This window comes from Streptomyces sp. SolWspMP-5a-2, assembly GCF_900091845.1.
GTDB classification, from domain to species: Bacteria; Actinomycetota; Actinomycetes; order Streptomycetales; family Streptomycetaceae; genus Streptomyces; species Streptomyces doudnae.
This window is the reverse complement of sequence record NZ_FMCI01000185.1, coordinates 1-11,710: the sequence shown is the minus strand read 5'-3', so window position 1 is coordinate 11,710 and position 11,710 is coordinate 1. Positions and strand designations below refer to the sequence as shown.

Annotated in this window: 12 protein-coding genes; 9 read left to right on the top strand and 3 right to left on the bottom strand. The window is 73.5% G+C overall.

What is annotated here, in order from left to right; all coding sequences use genetic code 11:
- The 3 genes from GA0115242_RS19140 to nudC all read left to right on the top strand — a co-directional run.
- Positions 1–776: PD-(D/E)XK nuclease family protein (locus GA0115242_RS19140; RefSeq protein WP_141721650.1), on the top strand; the 776-nt coding region annotated here is incomplete at its 5' end.
- 10 nt (positions 777–786) lie between these two features.
- Positions 787–2,190 carry a dipeptidase gene (locus GA0115242_RS19135; protein ID WP_093830080.1) on the top strand — a complete coding sequence of 468 codons (1,404 nt, stop codon included), beginning with the start codon at positions 787–789 and terminating at the stop codon, positions 2,188–2,190.
- A gap of 141 nt (positions 2,191–2,331) precedes the next feature.
- Positions 2,332–3,273, top strand: a complete 942-nt coding sequence (gene nudC / locus GA0115242_RS19130; RefSeq protein ID WP_093830078.1) for an NAD(+) diphosphatase — start codon at positions 2,332–2,334, stop codon at positions 3,271–3,273.
- Positions 3,274–3,349: 76 nt separating this feature from the next.
- On the opposite strand, the gene GA0115242_RS19125 is transcribed toward nudC, so the two are convergent.
- Positions 3,350–3,592: a mycoredoxin gene (locus GA0115242_RS19125; RefSeq protein ID WP_093830076.1), complete on the bottom strand. Its 243-nt coding sequence runs from the start codon at positions 3,590–3,592 to the stop codon at positions 3,350–3,352.
- A 209-nt stretch (positions 3,593–3,801) separates the two neighbouring features.
- Between GA0115242_RS19125 and GA0115242_RS19120 the strand changes: the two genes are divergently transcribed.
- The 4 genes from GA0115242_RS19120 (at position 3,802) to GA0115242_RS19105 (ending at position 7,354) form a co-directional block, all read left to right on the top strand.
- Positions 3,802–5,997: an ATP-dependent DNA helicase UvrD2 gene (locus GA0115242_RS19120; RefSeq protein ID WP_093830074.1), complete on the top strand. Its 2,196-nt coding sequence runs from the start codon at positions 3,802–3,804 to the stop codon at positions 5,995–5,997.
- Positions 5,998–6,161: 164 nt separating this feature from the next.
- Positions 6,162–6,491, top strand: a complete 330-nt coding sequence (locus GA0115242_RS19115) for a hypothetical protein (protein ID WP_093830072.1) — start codon at positions 6,162–6,164, stop codon at positions 6,489–6,491.
- Between the two features lie 174 nt (positions 6,492–6,665).
- Positions 6,666–7,034 carry a WhiB family transcriptional regulator gene (locus GA0115242_RS19110; protein WP_093830070.1) on the top strand — a complete coding sequence of 123 codons (369 nt, stop codon included), beginning with the start codon at positions 6,666–6,668 and terminating at the stop codon, positions 7,032–7,034.
- Complete coding sequence (locus GA0115242_RS19105) at positions 7,031–7,354, top strand: hypothetical protein (RefSeq protein ID WP_093830068.1); 324 nt, start codon at positions 7,031–7,033, stop codon at positions 7,352–7,354. Before GA0115242_RS19110 ends, GA0115242_RS19105 begins: the two co-directional genes overlap by 4 nt.
- 111 nt (positions 7,355–7,465) lie before the next feature.
- On the opposite strand, the gene GA0115242_RS19100 is transcribed toward GA0115242_RS19105, so the two are convergent.
- Both GA0115242_RS19100 and GA0115242_RS19095 read right to left on the bottom strand, forming a co-directional pair.
- Positions 7,466–8,848: an ABC1 kinase family protein gene (locus GA0115242_RS19100; protein ID WP_093830066.1), complete on the bottom strand. Its 1,383-nt coding sequence runs from the start codon at positions 8,846–8,848 to the stop codon at positions 7,466–7,468.
- Positions 8,841–10,079, bottom strand: coding sequence for a TOMM precursor leader peptide-binding protein (locus GA0115242_RS19095; RefSeq protein ID WP_093830082.1), 1,239 nt, complete (start codon positions 10,077–10,079; stop codon positions 8,841–8,843). Before GA0115242_RS19095 ends, GA0115242_RS19100 begins: the two co-directional genes overlap by 8 nt.
- Before the next feature lie 298 nt (positions 10,080–10,377).
- Between GA0115242_RS19095 and GA0115242_RS19090 the strand changes: the two genes are divergently transcribed.
- Together GA0115242_RS19090 and GA0115242_RS19085 are read left to right on the top strand one after the other, a co-directional pair.
- Entirely contained in the window at positions 10,378–10,974 is a 597-nt protein-coding gene (locus GA0115242_RS19090) for a M48 metallopeptidase family protein (protein WP_093830064.1), read from the top strand.
- Positions 10,975–11,094: 120 nt separating this feature from the next.
- Positions 11,095–11,710, top strand: a 616-nt coding sequence (locus tag GA0115242_RS19085) for a TerD family protein (RefSeq protein WP_141721649.1), incomplete at its 3' end; no start/stop codon positions are given.

Here is an 11,710-nt window from a genome sequence, read left to right as displayed (position 1 = left end):
TGCGTCCGGAGAGCGGGCCCGCCGGGGACCGCCCGCGCGTGCGCCCCACCCCCGAGGAGGCCCGCGCCATCGCCTCCTGGGACCGCGACCTCGACTCCCTCACCGGGGAGCTGCTGCGCGCCAGGGAGGCCGTCACCGACGTCCCGCTGCCCGCCTCGCTCACCGTCTCCCAGGTGCTGCGGATGGCCGCCGACCCGGACGGCTTCGCCCAGGAACTCGCCCGCCCCATGCCCCGCCCGCCGCAGCCCGCGGCCCGCCGCGGCACCCGCTTCCACGCCTGGATCGAGGCCCGCTTCGAAGCGCTGACGCTGCCCTTCCTCGAACCCGACGAGCTGCCGGGCGCCGAGGCCGAGATCGCCGACGAGCACGACCTGGAGACCCTCAAGGACGCCTTCGAACGCACCGCCTACGCCCACCGCACCCCTCACCGCGTCGAGGCGCCCTTCCAGATCGCCATCGCCGGACGCGTCGTCCGGGGCCGCATCGACGCCGTCTACAAGGACGGCGAGGGCGACGAGGCGCGCTACGAGATCGTCGACTGGAAGACGGCCAGGACGCACAGCGCCGACCCGCTCCAGCTCGCCCTGTACCGGCTCGCCTGGGCCGAGCAGCACGGCATCGAGGCCGAGTCCGTCGCCGCCGCCTTCGTCTACGTGCGCGACGGCGAGATCGTCAGGCCCGCGGACCTGCCGGGACGGGCCGCCCTGGAGAGGCTGCTCCTGGCGGAGGACGGGTGTGACGAACCGCCCCCCGAGGATGTCCGTGCGGGCCGATAGGCTCGTGACCATGAGCCAGACCCCGGACAGCGCCGTCCGTTCGTACATCGAACAGCACCGCGCCGCCTTCCTCGACGACCTCGCCGAGTGGCTGCGCATCCCGTCGGTGTCGGCCCGGCCCGACCACGCGCCCGACGTACGCCGCAGCGCCGACTGGCTCGCCGCCACCCTCAAGGACACCGGGTTCCCGGCCGTCGAGGTCTGGGAGACGCCCGGCGCCCCCGCCGTCTTCGCCTCCTGGCCCGCCGAGGACCCGGCCGCGCCCACCGTCCTCGTCTACGGCCACCACGACGTCCAGCCCGCCGCCCGCGAGGACGGCTGGCACAGCGACCCCTTCGAACCCGTCGTCCGGGACGGCCGCCTCTACGCGCGCGGGGCCGCCGACGACAAGGGGCAGGTGTTCTTCCACACACTCGGCCTCCGCGCGCACCTCGCCGCCACCGGCCGCACCGCCCCCGCCGTCCACCTGAAGCTGCTCGTCGAGGGCGAGGAGGAGTCGGGCTCCCCGCACTTCCGCGCGCTCGTCGAGGAGCGCGCCGGACGGCTCGCCGCCGACGCCGTGATCGTCTCCGACACCGGCATGTGGGCCGAGGACACCCCCACCGTCTGCACCGGCATGCGCGGCCTCGCGGAGTGCGAGATCACCCTCCACGGCCCCGACCAGGACATCCACTCCGGATCCTTCGGCGGAGCCGTCCCCAACCCGGCCACCGAGATCGCCCGCCTGGTCGCCGCCCTGCACGACGAGCACGGGCGCGTGGCGGTCCCCGGCTTCTACGACGGCGTCACCGACCTCACCGACCGCGAGCGCGACCTCTTCGCGCGGCTGCCCTTCGACGAGGCGCGGTGGCTGCGCACGGCCTCCTCGCACGCGGCCGCCGGGGAGGCGGGGCACACCACCCTGGAGCGCGTCTGGGCCCGCCCGACCGCCGAGGTCAACGGCATCGGCGGCGGCTACCAGGGCCCCGGCAGCAAGACGATCGTCCCGTCCTCGGCCATGGCGAAGCTCTCCTTCCGCCTCGTCGCCGGACAGGACCCCGACCACGTCGAGACGGCCGTCCGCGCCTGGGCCGCCGACCGGGTCCCCGCCGGTGTCCGGTGCGAGATCACCTTCGGCGCCGCCACCCGCCCCTGCCTGACCCCGCTCGACCACCCTGCGCTCGGGTCCGTGGCCCGCGCCATGGGCCGCGCCTTCAACACCGAGGTCCTCTACACCCGCGAGGGCGGCTCGGGACCCGCCGCCGACCTCCAGGACGTCCTGGAGGCACCCGTCCTCTTCCTGGGCATCTCGGTCCCCTCCGACGGCTGGCACGCACCTGACGAGAAGGTCGAGATCGACCTCCTGCTGAAGGGCGTCGAGGCCACCGCGTACCTCTGGGGCGACCTCGCGGAGACCTGGCGCCGTGCGCCCTGACCACCCCGCGCGGTCCCGAGCGGCACCGGCGCGGGGGCACACTGGGAGAACCGCCCCGCGCCGTCCAGCCCCGCCGGACGCGGCCACCCACCCTGCGTCCCGCCGAAACAATCCGTTCCACCGGGGGAGTTGGAAGTACCCGTGACCACCTGGACCGACCACACCGCCGACCGCCCCATCTCGCTCACCGCCCCCAGCGGCATCGACCGCGCCGCGCACCACCGCCTCGACGAGGCCTGGCTCGCGGCGGCATGGAGCCACCCCACGACCCGCTGCTTCGTGGTCTCCGGCGGTCAGGTCCTCATCGACGAGACGGCCGACGGCCGCACCGAACTCGTCATGACCCCGTCCTTCGAGGCGCCCCTCACCGAGGCGCACCGCTACTTCCTGGGCACCGACGAGGACGGCGTCAGCTATTTCGCCCTCCAGAAGGACTCGCTGCCCGGCCGCATCGACCAGTCCGCGCGCCCCGCGGGCCTGCGCGAGGCCGGGCTGCTGCTCTCCGCGCGTGACGCCGGTCTCATGGTGCACGCGGTCGGCCTGGAGAACTGGCAGCGCACCCACCGCTTCTGCTCCCGCTGCGGCGAGCGCACCAACATCGCCGCGGCCGGACACATCCGCCGCTGCTCCGCCTGCGGCGCCGAGCACTACCCGCGCACCGACCCCGCGGTGATCATGGCGGTCACCGACGACGACGACCGCATCCTCCTCGGCCGCCAGGTCCACTGGCCAGAGGGGCGCTTCTCCACCCTCGCCGGGTTCGTGGAGCCCGGCGAGTCCATCGAGCAGACGGTCCGCCGCGAGGTCTTCGAGGAGGCCGGGGTCACCGTCGGCCGCGCCGAGTACGTCGCCAGCCAGCCCTGGCCGTTCCCGTCCAGCCTGATGCTCGGCTTCATGGCCCGCGCCACCTCGACGGAGATCAACGTCGACGGCGACGAGATCCACGAGGCCCGCTGGTTCTCCCGCGACGAGCTGGGCGCCGCCTTCGAGTCGGGCGAGGTCCTGCCGCCCTACGGCATCTCCATCGCCGCCCGGTTGATCGAGCTCTGGTACGGCAAGCCGCTGCCCACCAGGAGCGTGTGACCCGACCCGGCCCGTGACAGCGGAAGGCGGCCCCCGAAGACCTCTCGGGGACCGCCTTCCGGCCGGGTGCGGCCGATCACGCGCCGATCTTCTGCTTCACCTGCGCGAGCGACGGGTTGGTCAGCGTGGAGCCGTCCGGGAAGCGCACGGTCGGCACCGTCTGGTTGCCGCCGTTCGCCTTCTCCACGAACGCCGCGGACTCCGGGTCGTGCTCGATGTTGATCTCCTCGTACGTGATGCCCTCGCGGTCCATCTGGCTCTTGAGCCGACGGCAGTAGCCGCACCACGTGGTGCTGTACATCGTCACAGTGCCCGGCATGTCTCTCGCGCTCCTCGGCTGGTCGGGGATGAGTCCTCGCGTGGAGGAAACGTACGGCACACCGCCGCCATTCCCCGCCCGGTCACCGGCACCCGCACCCCCGCCCACCACCGCCTGCGAGGGTGACGCCCGCCGCATTAGTACGACCGCGAGGGTGTGCCTGTGGACAACCGGCTCACCCGTCACGGCCGACCTGGCAGCATGGCGGTGTGACAGCAGCAACGCACTCCTCCCTCTTCCCGCGGGTACCGGACTCGGCCGACGCGGTGCTCGACGGGCTCGACCCGGAGCAGCGCGAGGTCGCCACCGCCCTGCACGGACCGGTGTGCGTGCTGGCGGGCGCCGGTACCGGCAAGACCCGGGCGATCACCCACCGGATCGCCTACGGGGTGCGCGCGGGCATCCTCCAGCCCTCCACCGTCCTCGCCGTCACCTTCACCAACCGCGCGGCGGGCGAGATGCGCGGCAGGCTGCGCCAGCTCGGCGCCGCCGGTGTCCAGGCCCGGACCTTCCACTCGGCCGCCCTGCGCCAGCTCCAGTACTTCTGGCCCAAGGCGATCGGCGGCTCCATGCCCCGGCTCGTCGACCGCAAGATCCAGCTCGTCGCCGACGCCGCCGCGGCCTGCCGCATCCGCCTCGACCGCGGTGAGCTGCGGGACGTCACCGGGGAGATCGAGTGGTGCAAGGTCACCCAGACCGTCCCCGCCGACTACGCCCTCGCGGCCGCCAAGGCCGGCCGTGACGCCCCCCGCGACCCGGCCGAGATCGCCCAGCTCTACTCCGTCTACGAGGACCTCAAGCGGGACCGCTCCGTCATCGACTTCGAGGACGTCCTGCTGCTCACCGTCGCCGTCCTCCAGGACCGGCAGGACGTCGCCGAGCAGGTCCGCTCCCAGTACCAGCACTTCGTGGTCGACGAGTACCAGGACGTCAGCCCTCTCCAGCAGCGGCTGCTTGAGCTGTGGCTCGGCGAGCGGGACAGCCTCTGCGTGGTCGGCGACGCCAGCCAGACCATCTACTCCTTCACCGGCGCCACCCCCGACCACCTCCTCGACTTCCGTCACCGCCACCCCGGCGCCACCGTCGTCAAGCTGGTCCGCGACTACCGCTCCACCCCCCAGGTCGTCCACCTCGCCAACGGGCTGCTCTCCCAGGCCAGCGGCCGCGCCGCCGACCACCGCCTCGAACTGGTCTCGCAGCGCGCCGCGGGCCCCGAACCCGCCTACACCGAGTACCCGGACGAACCCGCCGAGGCCGAGGGCGCCGCCCGCCGCATCCGCGAACTCCTCGACGCGGGCGTGCGGGCCAGCGAGATCGCCATCCTGTTCCGCACGAACTCCCAGTCCGAGACCTACGAACAGGCCCTCGCGGACGCCGGGATCCCCTACCAACTGCGCGGCGCCGAGCGCTTCTTCGACCGGCCGGAGGTGCGCAAGGCGGGCGTCGCGCTGCGCGGCGCGGCACGCTTCGGCGGCAACGACGCCCTGCTGGACGAGGTCGTCGACCTCCCCTCCCAGGTGCGGGCCGTGCTCTCGGGCGAGGGCTGGACCTCCCAGCCCCCGGCCGGTTCCGGCGCCGTCCGGGAGCGCTGGGAGTCGCTGGCCGCGCTGGTGAACCTGGCGCACGACTTCGCCGCCGCCAGGCCCGGCGCCACCCTCGGCGACCTGGTCGCCGAACTGGACGAACGGGCCGGGGCCCAGCACGCCCCCACCGTCCAGGGCGTCACCCTGGCCTCCCTGCACTCCGCCAAGGGTCTGGAGTGGGACGCCGTCTTCCTGGTCGGTGTCGCCGAGGGCATGATGCCGATCACCTACGCGAAGACCGACGAACAGATCGAGGAGGAGCGGCGGCTCCTCTATGTCGGGGTCACCCGCGCCCGTGAACGCCTCCACGTCTCCTGGGCGCTGTCCCGCTCGCCCGGCGGCCGCGCGGGCCGCAGGCCCAGCCGCTTCCTCGACGGGCTGCGCCCCGGGTCCACCGGTGCCGCCGGGCGGGCCGCGTCGGGCGGGCCCGGGGGCGTCGAGCGGGGCTTCACCACCCGGCCGGACGCGGTGCCCCGGCGCACCCGGCGCACGGTGGCCCGCTGCCGGGTCTGCGGGCGCACGCTCACCGACGCGGGCGAGATGAAGCTGATGCGCTGCGACGACTGCCCTTCCGACATGGACGAGGGCCTGTACGAGCGGCTGCGGGAGTGGCGGGCGGTCCAGGCCCGGCGCAGCGGTCAGCCGGCCTTCTGCGTCTTCACCGACAGGACCCTGATGGCGATCGCCGAGGCGGTGCCCGACGCCGGCGGCGAGCTGGCCCGCATCCCCGGCGTCGGGGCGCGCAAGCTCCAGCGCTACGGAGCCGATGTCCTGGCCATCTGCGCAGGCCAGGAGGTCGAGGAGGACGACGGCGAGGGGTGAGCGAAACTCGTCGAGAAAATAGTTTGCGCATGCCCCGGGAATCCCCATAGGTTCTTTTCCACGGGGATGGAGGCCTTCTCGAAGGCCCCGGAACCGTGTTCTACTTACATACCCCTGGGTTGGTTCGTCCCGACCCCTTGAGACGCCGAGAGGAGGCGAGACCAGTGATCAGCATCAACACGATTTCCACCAGCGCCGTCAAACTGACCGATCACTCGGCCGTCGCTTCCCTGTGCGTTCTCGGCACCTCGAACAAGGGCACCGGTCTGTCCGGCATTCGTGCCGCCCTGCCGGTCTCCTCCCTGTCCGTCGCGGATCTCGCCGTCCGCGACCGGGGCGAGCGCAATGAGCGACCGACCGAGGCACTGGAAGCAGTAGCGGCACAGGCGCAGGCCTATGCCTTTGCGGCGGCCGGTGCCGGAAGCCGCAAGCAGACGACGCACCACCAGATGTGGGCCTTCCGTGGGCCAGAACCCTGGAGTGATCCAGCCTGATCGTCGATCAGGCCGGCGCCTTCAGGGCCGCGGAACCCCACCCGGGATCCGCGGCCCTTTTGTTTGTCCCCGACCAGGGACGGCAGGACGAAGGAGCCTCGGGCACGAGCACCACCCGGTACCAGCCGCCAACCGGTCGACCCGACCGGCACGACCAGACGAGGAACACCAGCCGTGCAACTCGAAGCGCACGCCCCGTCCGTACCGCCTTCCGAAACGATCCCGCCGCCCGGCTCCACGGAGGACCCCACCTTGACCCCGCTCACGGCGCTCACCGCGCTCGACGACGCCATCGAGAACCTCGGCGTGCCCGTCCCCTGCCGTTCCTACGACCCGGAGGTCTTCTTCGCCGAGTCGCCGGCCGATGTCGAGTACGCCAAGTCGCTCTGCCGCACCTGCCCGCTGGTCGAGGCCTGCCTCGCCGGGGCCAAGGAGCGGCGTGAGCCGTGGGGCGTCTGGGGTGGCGAGCTGTTCGTCCAGGGCGTCGTCGTCGCCCGCAAGCGGCCGCGCGGTCGCCCGCGCAAGAACCCGGTCACAGCATGAACACCCTCGGAACGATCGACCGTCCCCTCACGCACGACCCCAAGAAGCAGGCCCCGATGATGCCGTCCACCAGCGAGCCCACCGGCTCAGCGATCGAAGACTTCACCACCACCGGCGCGACCGGTTCGCGCCAGAACAGGACCCGTGAGATGCAACTCATCCCAGAAGCCCTGGCGCGTGCGCATATGCACGACCGCCTGGCGGAGGCGCAACGGGAGCGCCGGGCCGCGAGCCTGGCCACCGCGCGCCGCATGCAGCGCCGGGCCGAGCGCGCGTCGATGCGCGCCCGCCGCGCGCTCGCCATGGCCGTGATGCAGTAGGCGATCCGCACCCAGGCGCGGCCACCCGGATGTTCCGGGAGGCGCTGACTCTTCCAGGGGGCCGGTCCGTTCCGACGGACCGGCCCCCTGCGCTGTCCGGGCGGCCGGGGGTCAGGCCCCCTCGGCCGCCTCCGCCTCTTCCTGCTCCTCGTACGCCTCGTCCTCCGGGACGAACCCCGGCAGCCACGACTCCAGTTCGTCCCTCAGCCGGACCGTCGCCCCCAGTTGGCACAGCACACCGATGGTGCTGAGGGTGACCCGGTGGATCAGCAGGTACGAGGGCGGAAGGTTCAGCTGCCGCCCCAACTGGTGCGCGGGGGAGCGGGGGTCGGCGATGCTGGCCGCCTGGTTGCGCAGCCAGCTCCGGGTGAAGGTGAACGCGTCGACCCGGGCCGGTTCGATGATCGGCAGCAGGTAGTCCAGGACGGCGACGGGATCCAGCTCTATCGACTCCTTGACGAACCCCTCCGCGCAGAGGTGGTCGTAGACCGCCTCCGCGTCACCGTCCAGGGTCATCCGCAGGGACTCGCCGATCGAGGCGGGCAGCCCCTCCGGGAGCCGGTCGACGGTGCCGAAGTCGAGGACACCGAGCCGCCAGTCGTCCGCGCCCCGCGGGCCGCCGGGCAGCAGCCGGAAGTTGCCCGGGTGCGGGTCGGCGTGCAGGAGGCCGGTGCGGGCCGGGCCGGAGAAGAGGAAGCGGGCCAGCAGCTGTCCGGCCCGGTCGCGCTGTTCCGGGGTGCCGTCCGCGATGACCTCCGACAGCGGGACGCCGTCGATCCACTCGGTGACCAGCACCTGCTCGCACTGGTGGACCACCCCCGGCACCACCACGTCCGGGTCGCCGCTGAACTCCTCGGCATGCGTCCGCTGCGCCTCGGCCTCCAGACCGTAGTCCAGCTCCTCGGCGACCCGGTCCTTCAACTCCGTGATCAGGGGCTTGATGTCCATGCCGGGGATCAGCGGACCGAGCAGCCGGGCGAAGCGGCTGAGCTGCGTCAGGTCGGACAGCAGGGCCTCGCCCGCTCCCGGGTACTGCACCTTGACCGCCACCGCGCGGCCGTCGTGCCACACCCCGCGGTGGACCTGACCGATCGAGGCCGCCGCCGACGGCTGCTCCTCGAACTCCAGGAACAACCGCTGCCAGTCCTCGCCGAGCCGCTCCCGGAGCACCGCGTGCACGGTGCGCGTCGGCATCGGAGGGGCCGCCTCCTGGAGCTTGGTCAGGGCCGCCCGGTAGGGGCCCGCGACCTCCTCGGGCAGCGCCGACTCGAAGACCGAGAGGGCCTGGCCGAACTTCATGGCGCCGCCCTTCAGCTCGCCGAGCACCTTGAACAGCTGCTCCGCCGTGCGCTGCTGCAGCTCGCGGCCGACGATCTCCGCGGACTCGCCGACGATCCGCTTGCCCAGGCCCCAGGTCGCCCGTCCGGCGAAGCCGAGCGGGAGCGTCGCGAGCCTGGCGGTCCGGGTGACCGCCTTGCGGGGAAGATCAGACATGCGCCCTCCAAGTCCCAGCCGGCCGCGCCGCGTCCGCCTCGCGGCGTGACTCCTTCGACGGCCCTTGCACCGCCATTGTCGCGCGCCCCTCCCCGGCGTCGACGGTGTCCCCGTCCCCGGTTCTCTCCGCGGCCCCGCACGGGCAGGCCGGATGCGGGGCGACCGGCCGCGCGTGCCAGTGCAGGGCGGGCAGCGACACCTCCCAGCGGGCGCCCGCGCTGGCCGGCGTCCGGCCGTCCAGGAACGTGAGCGCGTGCGCGGCGGTCAGCCCGGCGACGGTCGTGGCCAGCGTCAGGTCGCAGGCCCGTGCCGTACGCGGCGCGCCCGAGCGCCACTGGGCGACCAGCCGGGGCCAGGTCGGGTCCCGGTCGGCGCGGGTCTCCTGGAGACAGCCCGCGCAGCCCGTCTCCCCGGGAAGCACCAGCGGGCCGACCACCCCGGTCGCCTCCACCACGCCCGCGTACAGGTGGGGGGTGCCCGAGGCGAGCAGCGCGGCGGCGCCCGCGGGGTCGGGCGCGTGGACGGCGACGTCGTCGCGCGGAGCCATGATCACCAGGGACAGACCGGGACCGTCGATCCCGGCGGCAGCGGCCGGGGAGGCGTCCGGAGTGTCCTTCGGGCCGCGCCGCGACGGGCGGCCGGGCGCGTGGCGGCGGGCCGAGCGACGCGCGGACTCGGCCCGCCGCTCGCCCACCGAGTCGGCCGGGTGGCCGCCGGGCGCCACGTCCCCGGGAGCGACCCGGCCGCTGTCGCAGACGTCGACCTCGCCGACGCCCGCCGCCGTGAGCAGGGAGGCGACGAGCGTGCCCACCCGCCCGGCGCCGTTCACCCGCACCCGCAGCGAGCCGCGGGCGGCCAGCCGTCCGATCGCCTCGCCCGGCCCGGTGGCCAGCAGCGACAGGGAGGCGAGGTCGGGCCGCAGCCGCTCCATGACCGCCTCCTTCCGGCGCAGCCGGTCGGCGGCCGGACCGCCGCCCCGGGCGTCGTCCAGCAGACCGGCCCTGGTCAGCCGGGCCACCAGCCGGTCGACGTGGCCGTCCGGCAGGCCCATCCGGCGGCCCTCCTCCCGCAGCAGCACCAGCCCCCGGGTGCCGTTGAGCAGGTCGAGGAAGCTGCCGGTGGCCGTGTCCACCGGGCCCAGCGTCAGCGCGTGCGCCGGGGCCATCCCGAACTGCACGGTGTTGAGGTCGCGCCAGCCGCGCCTGAGCGCGGTCTTCATCTGCGGAACCATCCGTTCCGAGACGTTCGTGTCAGCGTCCATGCCAGGCCCCCGTCACCGCTCGTGCCCCGCGTCCGACGACCCCCGCGAGTCTGCCGCGGGGACATCGCCCGACGGGGCTCCCCGTCGTCCGCGGAGTCGGTCCAGGCTCCGCCGGCGACTGCCAGCATGCCCGGCCCCGCCGGTCCGTGCCGAAAGTTGTCCACAGGCGGTGGGTATTCGTCGTACGAATCAAGCGCATGGCGGGGCGGCGACACCGAACCGTCCCGGGGTCGGGACTTCCCGCGTGTGCAGCGGGTAACGTCGGGGCGTGTCCGCCGACCCACTGCACCGCGCCGGAGCACCGCAGCGCAGCACGAAGAGCCAGCCGCCGAGCGGCTCAGGGGCGAGCGCGATCGAGGTGCGCAGGAGCGACCGCCGACGCCGCACGGTCTCCGCGTACCGCGACGGCGACCGCACCATCGTGCTCATCCCCGCCCGGATGTCCGCGGCCGAGGAGGAGCGCTGGGTGAGCGTCATGCTCGACAAGCTCGCCGCGCAGGAGAGCAGACGGGTCCTCGGCGACGACGAGCTGGCGGAGCGCGCCGGGCGCCTCTCCGAGCAGTACTTCCAGGGCCGCGCCCGGCCCGCCTCGGTGCGCTGGGTCACCAACCAGAACACCCGCTGGGGCTCCTGCACCCCCTCCGAGGGCAGCATCCGGCTCTCGCACCGGCTCCAGGGCATGCCCGAGTACGTCGTCGACTACGTGCTCCTGCACGAACTGGCCCATCTGCTGGTGCCCGGCCACGGCCCCCGGTTCTGGCGGCTCCTCGACGGCTACCCGCGCACCGAGCGGGCGCGGGGGTACCTGGAGGGCGTCGTCGCCGCCGACCGGCTGCCGCACGCGCCGGGCGCCCGCGACGTGTGAGCGGCGTTCCGCGGCACGTGGGCGTTGTGTACCGGGTCTGTACCGACCGTTCGCGGTGTCCGACTTTGCCGTTAGCCTGACGCGACGCACTCGTATCGGGATGGGGGACGGTCGTTACGCATGGCCAGGGAATTCCAACGCGGCCACAAGGCCAGGATCAGTGACCTCACCGCGGGCACCGATCTGTACGTCGGTGTGCAGATCAACGGTCCGGGGCTGACCTTCGACATCAGCTGCTTCGGACTCGACGCCGACGAACGGCTCTCGGACGACAGCTACTTCGTCTTCTTCAACCAGCCGAAGTCCCCCGAGGAGTCCATCCAGCTCCTCGGCGCGCAGGCGGGCGACACGGAGTCCTTCCGGGTCACCCTCGACCGGATCCCGGCGAAGATCCAGAAGCTGTCCTTCACGGCGACCCTCGACGGCGCCGGGCAGATGTCGCAGATCGGCCCCGGCTACCTCCGGATCGTCGCGGGCGGCGAGGAGGTGGCCCGGTACGCGTTCGACGGCTCGGAGTTCTCCACCGAGCGCGCCGTGATGCTCGGCGACTTCTACCTGAAGGACGTGTGGCGGTTCGCGGCCGTCGGACAGGGGTTCGACGGTGGTCTGGAGGCGCTGCTGAAGAACTTCGGCGGCGAGGTGCTGGAGGAGGAGGCGCCCGAGGCGCCGCAGCCCGCGCCCCCGCCGCAGACCGGCGCGGTCCCGGGCTTCGCGCCGCCCGCGTTCGCCGCCCCGC